Here is a 6049-nt window from a genome sequence, read left to right on the forward strand (position 1 = left end):
CCTCGTTGACGCCCGAAAGGGATGTTGGCGGGGCCGCTGCCGCAGTAGACCCGAAGGTCGAATGTCCGATTCGGGACTCGCGTCGGCTGATGAATCCTTTTTGCCGTCATTGGGCAATAGTGTGAGGGCGTAGAGATTCTGTGGTCGATAGTGGAGGGACGAACATGAGTGCAACCAAACCCGTCGTCGTAGCGGTAGACGGTTCGGAATCGGCGTCGTCGGCTGTCGTCTGGGCGGCGAGGACGGCGGTGGCGCTCGGTCGCCCCCTCCATGTCGCGACGGTGGTGCACATCCCCGCCTTCTACTACTCCGAGCCGTACCTCGCCGAGAGCTTCAAGGAAGAACTGCGCCGAACTGCCACAGCTCGTCTGGACAGCGCGCAGATTCTTGCGCGGCAAAGCATCGATGACGACCTCGAGATCGTCACCGAACTTCTTGACGGCAGCGTCTCCGATCGGCTGATCGAATTGTCCAAGAGTGCGTACATCATTGCGCTCGGACCGCGCGGACACGGTGAATTCACCGGACTGGTCGTCGGTTCCGCGACTGTGTCCGTGGTCTCGCACGGCGAATCGCCGGTTGCAGTTGTCAGAGGGCGCACGCTCGACGGGCGACCGCCGACCGAAGGTCCCGTCGTCGTCGGCGTCGATGGATCCGAGAGCAGTATCGAGGCAGTCGAGCATGCTTTCGAGCAGGCTTCCGCGAGGGGCGCCACCTTGATTGCGGTCAACGTGTGGAGCGACGTGAGTGTGCAGCCCTCGCTGGGCGCCACCCCGGAGGACAAGCTGTGGAGCAGCATCCAGACGGGCGAGGAAGTTGTGCTCGCCGAGCAATTGGCCGGATTCACCGAGCGTTACCCGGACGTCGTCGTCGAGAGGGTCGTCGCGCGTGACCGTCCGGTCCGGGTTTTGAGCGAATACGCGGAGACGGCGCAATTGATAGTCGTCGGTAGCCGTGGGCGCGGCGGATTCGCGGGAATGCTCCTCGGATCGACCAGTCGGGCGCTCCTGCACACTGCGGATTGCCCGGTTCTCATAGTCCGGCACGACAACAAGTGAAGAGAATGCATTCAATGAGTTCTGAGTCCACCATCTCCGGTACCGTTCGACTCGAGATGTCTTTTGGAGGGGTTCGATGACAACGCGGATATTCCTGGTCGACGATCACGAGATCGTCAGACGCGGTTTGTTCGACCTGCTCGGCGGGGTCGAAGACTTCGTGGTGGTGGGCGAGGCCGCATCCGTGGGAGAAGCACTGGCTGCGGTACCGCAGAGCAATGCCGACGTCGCGGTTCTGGACGTACGGCTGCCTGACGGTAACGGCGTCGAGCTGTGCCGCGAGCTCCGCTCGATGCTTCCCGACCTGCGCTGCCTGATGCTCACCTCCTACGCCGACGACGAGGCGTTGCTCGACGCGATCATGGCCGGCGCCTCGGGGTTCGTCCTCAAACAGATTCTGGGAACCGATCTGGTCGCTGCCGTCCGCACAGTTGGGCGCGGCGGTTCACTGCTCGACAGTCGGGCGACGGAGGCGCTGATGCAGCGGATTCGTAGCGACCGCACAGCTGATCCGTTGGCCGAACTTTCCGATCAGGAGCGAGCAGTCTTCGACCTCATCGGAGAGGGACTCACCAACCGGGAGATCGGCGCGCGGTTGTTCCTCGCGGAGAAGACGGTCAAGAACTACGTGACGCGTCTGCTGTCCAAGCTGGGCATGCAGCGCCGCCGTACTCAGGCTGCAGTGCTGGCCACCGAAATCCGAAGCGGCAGTCGATAGGACTATCGACCGGACTTCGGTCGATTCGAGTTGGTGCGGCCTAGCGGCACTCGCCAGAGCAGACGTGCACCGCTCGGTTCGTGGTTGACGATTGTGCATGTACCGCCGCAGTGTTCGGCACGGCGCTCGAGATTGTGAAGCCCACTCTTGTGGAAGTCGGAGGGGAGTCCGACGCCGTCGTCCTCGATTGTGATCGCGAATTCGACATCCGCGGTGACTGCGATGGTGATGTGATGTGCGTGTGCATGCCGAAGGACGTTGCTCAGTCCTTCACGCAGCACGGCCTCGGCGTGCTGGTGGATTCCGGGATTCACGAGAGTGTCGATGGCGCCGGAGAATTGGACGCTGGGGGTCACGGCGGACTGTGCGGTGGCGTCGCCGATGACGTCGAGGAGGCGTCGGCGCAGGCTCGACGAACCGGCCGCAGTAGGAGTTTGCAGGTCGAAGATGGTTGTCCGGATCTCGCGGACGGTCTTGTCCAGCTGTTCGAGCGATCGTTTGACAATCGCGCGTGCCGACGCGGGGAGGGCCTCGTCCGGAAGCGTGCTCTGCAGGCTCATTCCACTCGCGAACAGTCGCTGGATGACGTTGTCATGCAGGTCTCGTGCGATGCGATCGCGGTCGGCGAGGACCGACAACAGACGCTGGGCCTTTTGCTTTTCGTCGAACTCGATTGCAACGGAGCCGAGTTCGGCCATCGACTCGATTCGGGTCAGTTCGTCGTGGTCCCAGTGCGTGTTGGTGGAATTCGACGCCACGATGATCGCGCCGACTACACCCGAGGCGACGCACATCGGTGCAACGACCGCACTTCCGGCCGACGGCACCAGTTCTGTGAGCGCACCTAATGTGGTGAGCACCTGTAGCTTTCGGGTACTCCGCACGACGTCGAACGGATAGGTCGTCGCTGGAATTCTGACCCCACGAGAAGTGGTTCGGGCGCTGGCCGCAGCATGGACCTGGGCATACCCGTTCTCGCAGATCACCACGATCACGTCCTCGACCCCGGTCAAATCCCGAACGCGGCTGGCAAGAAGTTGCAAGCCGTCCTCGAGCGAGTCACCGGCCAGCAACCGGGAGCGAATGGCAGATGTTGCGGTGAGCCATCTTTCACGAGTTCGAGACTGCTCGAACAGTCGGGCGTTTTCCACGGCGATACCGGCTGCGATGGCGAGAGCCTCCAGAATGACCTCGTCTTCCTGGGTGAACTCGGCTTTTCCTCGCTTCTCGGTCAGATAGATGCTGCCGAACACCTTTCCTCGCATCATGATCGGCGCTCCGAGGAAGCTCTCCATCGGTGGGTGGTTTGCGGGGAATCCGACCGATTCGGGATGGTCGCCGAGATGCGCCACGCGCAAAGTCTGCGGATGATTCATCAGAACACCCAGAACGCCATGCCCTTCGGGAAAATGTCCCATGATCGCGCGTTGGGACCCGGGGATTCCCTCGTAGACGAATTCCGAGAGCCCGCCCCCTGGCGCCGCAACTCCCAGGGCGCCGTAGCGACAATCCAGAACCGTTGTCGCAGAAGTAATGATCCGTTGAAGTGTCAGGTCGAGATCAAGGCCTGAACCGACGACCAGGACCGCCTCGAGCAGACGGTGGAGCGTGGGGATGTCTGCGTTGGAATCGCCCAGGCGGTCGAGCAACTCGCCGAACGTGCGTGCCGGACTGTGACCCGAAGCTTCGACCATGGTCGAAGCATATCGCCTCGCGGAACGTCAGCCCTCTTGACGGCGACCTTCCCACCACGAAGACCAGTGATGCTTGATTTCGTCGAACTCGTCATCGCTCAGGTTGTAGGTGGTCAGCAGGATCGACATACCTCCATCGGGTCGCTGGGTAGTCACGGACTGCGAGGCGACCGACAGCAGGCCAGGGCCGAGATCTTCGACTGTCAAGCCGAATTGGTGGTCGGTGACGAAGTCGACGACGCCCTCGAAGTAGTCGCCGGGAGCGATCGTCGCCGCGTACCGACTTCCCGCTTCCAGTTCGATTTCGGTGATCCCGAGGACGGTCGCCACGTTTTCGCCGGGGAGCAGAAGGCCGTCGAGATAAATTGTCCTTCGCTCGGCCAGCCCGTGGTGTTCCACGGCGAATCTGAGCAACTGGAGGAACGTCGTCCACCCCTCGGTGATGTCGTCGTACCAGTCGTCTTCTGCCGACTTTGCCGGCCGATCGATGCGGACGAGCGTCTTGCCGTTTTGTTCCAATAGAGAGAAACGGTCACCGTTTCCGAGTCTCAGCGTCAACGCTTCGGGGTCGGCCTCGGCGGTGGAGTAGATCTGGGTGATTTCGTCGTCGAGTCCGTCGTACTCCCAGCCGAACCAACGACGAATCAGCGACGGATCACGCAGCGCGGGCCAGAGTACGGACGGGGCTGCGACGATCGACACTTCGATCACGGTTTCGCTCATCCGGAAGACGCTACCGACTTCAGCCCTTCATGGCGACGGTCAACAGAAATGCGACGTCTTCGAGCGCTTCGACACTGTGCCGGTCGGCCGGAACAGCGAGGAAATCACCGGTAGATCCTTTCCACTGGTCGCTCCCACACACAAGATTCAGCTTCCCGCTCAGGACCAACAGCGTGGCCTCGCCCGGACTGTCGTGTTCGGCAAGGCTCTTGCCGGCGCTCAGCGCGATCACTGTCTGCCGCAGGCTGCGTTGGTGGCCGCCGTAGACGGTTTGTGAACTGCGACCGCTGGTCGCCGAGCCCGCCAGTTTCAACTGTTGGCGAGCGAGAGCGGTCAGTGACTTCTTGTCCATCGAAGACCTCTCGAAAGCGGTGAATGTCCTTCTTGGAGTATGACCGACTCACTCGCGAGGTGCCTCGTTATCGACGGAAGTCGGTCAGCGCGTGTATTCCAGCCAACGGAAGCGCAGCCCGCTCTTCTCCGAGGTCTGCCAGGGCTCGTCGGACTTCAGGTTCCATTCGGAGCCGATCTCGGGAGCAAAGGCATCACCGGCGATATCGAGGTCGATCTCGGTGACCAGTAGGTGCGTCGCGAATGGCAGTGCAGCCGAATAAATCTGCCCGCCACCTACGACGAAGACGTCACCGTCCGGCAATGCCAGCGCGTCGTCCAGATTGTGGACTACCTCGGCGCCTTCGGCGTGCCACTCCGGATCGCGCGTGACGACGATGTTCCGGCGCCCGCTGAACGGCCGGAACTTCAGTGGAATGGAGTCCCAGGTGCGCCGCCCCATGATCACCGGATGGCCCATGGTGACGCGTTTGAAGTAGGCCATGTCCTCGGACACGCGCCACGGAATCGTATTGTCGGCGCCGATGACGCCGTCATGGGCCTGCGCCCAGATGAGCGTGACTGTGCGATCGGTCATCGTCAGACCGCTACCGGCGCTTTGATCGCGGGGTGGTGTCGATAGTCGACGATCTCCACGTCTTCGAAGGTGTAGTCGAAGATGGAGTCGCGCTTGTTCAGCTTCAGGGTCGGCAACGGCAGCGGTTCGCGGCCGAGCTGCTCGGTCACCTGGTCGACGTGATTGTCGTAGATGTGGCAGTCGCCGCCGGTCCAGACGAACTCACCGACGTCGAGTCCGGCCTGCTGGGCCATCATGTGGGTCAGTAGCGCGTAGCTGGCGATGTTGAACGGAACTCCGAGAAACATGTCGGCGCTGCGCTGGTACAGCTGGCACGAGAGCTTGCCGTCGGCGACGTAGAACTGGAAGAAAGCGTGGCAGGGCGCCAGCGCCATCTGCGGAATGTCGGCCACGTTCCATGCCGAGACGATGATCCGCCGGGAATCGGGGTTGGAGCGCAGGGTCTCGACGGTCTGCGTGATCTGGTCGATGTGCTCGCCCGAAGGGGTGGGCCAGCTACGCCACTGGACGCCGTAGACGGGGCCGAGTTCGCCGTTCTCGTCGGCCCATTCGTCCCAGATGGAGACGCCGTGCTCGTGCAGCCATGCCACGTTGGAGTCGCCGCGCAGGAACCACAGGAGCTCGTTGACGATCGACTTGAGGTGGACCTTCTTGGTGGTGACGAGCGGAAAGCCGTCGGCTAGATCGAAGCGCATCTGGTGACCGAAGATGCTGCGGGTGCCGGTTCCGGTGCGATCGGATTTAGCGGTACCCGTCTCCATGACGAGCCGGAGGAGGTCTTCGTAAGCAGTGGAGACAGTCACGGGAATCAGTCTAGGGCCTAGCCTGCTGTGGGCCGTTTTTAAACACCCGCGGGTTATAAAGGCGCACAGCAAAATATCCACAACCCATGCGCGAACTCGTGGTGTTAGGTATAGGTGCGGGGGTT

At 62.1% G+C, this 6049-nt stretch carries 7 protein-coding genes; 2 read left to right on the forward strand and 5 right to left on the reverse strand.

Annotated elements, in window-relative coordinates; all coding sequences use genetic code 11:
* Positions 1–164: 164 nt before the first annotated feature.
* Together ACFWAD_RS10640 and ACFWAD_RS10645 are read left to right on the forward strand one after the other, a co-directional pair.
* Positions 165–1058 (forward strand): universal stress protein, encoded by an 894-nt coding sequence (locus tag ACFWAD_RS10640; protein ID WP_378532537.1) that lies wholly within the window; start codon positions 165–167, stop codon positions 1056–1058.
* 76 nt (positions 1059–1134) lie between these two features.
* Positions 1135–1776 (forward strand): response regulator, encoded by a 642-nt coding sequence (locus ACFWAD_RS10645; RefSeq protein WP_378543450.1) that lies wholly within the window; start codon positions 1135–1137, stop codon positions 1774–1776.
* 2 nt (positions 1777–1778) lie between these two features.
* Here ACFWAD_RS10645 and ACFWAD_RS10650 read toward each other — a convergent pair whose 3' ends face one another.
* The 5 genes from ACFWAD_RS10650 to ACFWAD_RS10670 form a co-directional block, all read right to left on the reverse strand.
* Positions 1779–3470: a GAF domain-containing protein gene (locus ACFWAD_RS10650; RefSeq protein ID WP_378543453.1), complete on the reverse strand. Its 1692-nt coding sequence runs from the start codon at positions 3468–3470 to the stop codon at positions 1779–1781.
* Positions 3471–3497: 27 nt separating this feature from the next.
* Positions 3498–4193 carry a hypothetical protein gene (locus tag ACFWAD_RS10655; protein WP_378543456.1) on the reverse strand — a complete coding sequence of 232 codons (696 nt, stop codon included), beginning with the start codon at positions 4191–4193 and terminating at the stop codon, positions 3498–3500.
* 19 nt (positions 4194–4212) lie between these two features.
* Positions 4213–4545, reverse strand: a complete 333-nt coding sequence (locus tag ACFWAD_RS10660; protein ID WP_230814377.1) for a cupin domain-containing protein — start codon at positions 4543–4545, stop codon at positions 4213–4215.
* Between the two features lie 84 nt (positions 4546–4629).
* Positions 4630–5121 carry a dihydrofolate reductase gene (locus ACFWAD_RS10665; RefSeq protein WP_378543459.1) on the reverse strand — a complete coding sequence of 164 codons (492 nt, stop codon included), beginning with the start codon at positions 5119–5121 and terminating at the stop codon, positions 4630–4632.
* Positions 5122–5123: 2 nt separating this feature from the next.
* The gene (locus ACFWAD_RS10670; RefSeq protein WP_378543462.1) at positions 5124–5924 is read right to left on the reverse strand and encodes a thymidylate synthase; all 801 of its coding nucleotides are present in this window, start codon (positions 5922–5924) and stop codon (positions 5124–5126) included.
* Between the last annotated feature and the right edge of the window lie 125 nt (positions 5925–6049).

Source organism: Rhodococcus sp. NPDC059969, from assembly GCF_042738325.1.
Taxonomy (GTDB): domain Bacteria; phylum Actinomycetota; class Actinomycetes; order Mycobacteriales; family Mycobacteriaceae; genus Rhodococcus_F.